General features: G+C 52.4%; 1 rRNA gene. It reads right to left on the bottom strand.

The annotated features are described in order from the left end of the window. Positions 1–889: ribosomal RNA gene (locus tag ROG8370_RS19950) — 23S ribosomal RNA — on the bottom strand; the annotation flags it as partial.

Raw genomic sequence — 889 nt, forward strand, 5'->3', positions numbered from 1 at the left:
TTTCGGGTCTGATCCATCTAACTCATGCGCCCTATTAAGACTCGCTTTCGCTGCGCCTACACCTAACGGCTTAAGCTTGCTAGATAGACCAAGTCGATGACCCATTATACAAAAGGTACGCCGTCACAAGACTGGACACTAATAACAATCTTCATATCGGCTCATGCTCTGTCGCTCTGCTCAGTTGAGCGGAAACGACACCCTGACTTGAAATGTTTCAAGACCGGGGTTGCTGCCGTAAATCCCACCGTTCGAACGGTGATCATAACTGACCGCGTATCGCATTTTGTTGCGTGCCTGATATCCCACCTCGGCGCCTGATCGTATTTCGATCGGCCCACCCAGATCCGCGCCGTTACCCTCGGCATAAAGCCCGGGCATGACATGGAACTGCGCGTACCAGCGCTGGTTCGTTGAGATAAAGTTCACACTCTCACCCAAACCCACCCATGTTTCGCCGTCTGTCGTAACAGAACCGCCATAAGTGAGATTGAACGGGCCGTGGGCTATGGAAGTGGTGTGTCGCAAGTAAATCTCTTCACTTGTCGTGTTCTCCTGAAAGAACACAGGTCCGGCCGAGACGCCAAGATAGGCAGGCACCTCGTTTCTGGCCAGGCAACCGTCGTTGGGGCAATGGTTAAGAACCATGTCGCCCAACCCCAGAAGCAGGGCCGCTACCGCAAATTCACCACCGGGCATATTGTCTCTCCTGTAATCATTTATGATTGCAGTGTTGGCCCAGATTGTCATTAGAGTCCAGTCAAGCTCCGACTGATTGTAGGCGTTCGGTTTCAGGTACTGTTTCACTCCCCTCGTCGGGGTGCTTTTCACCTTTCCCTCACGGTACTGGTTCACTATCGGTCAGTAAGGAGTACTTAGCCTTCGAAGG

The sequence above is a fragment of the Roseovarius gaetbuli genome (assembly GCF_900172365.1).
GTDB lineage: Bacteria > Pseudomonadota > Alphaproteobacteria > Rhodobacterales > Rhodobacteraceae > Roseovarius > Roseovarius gaetbuli.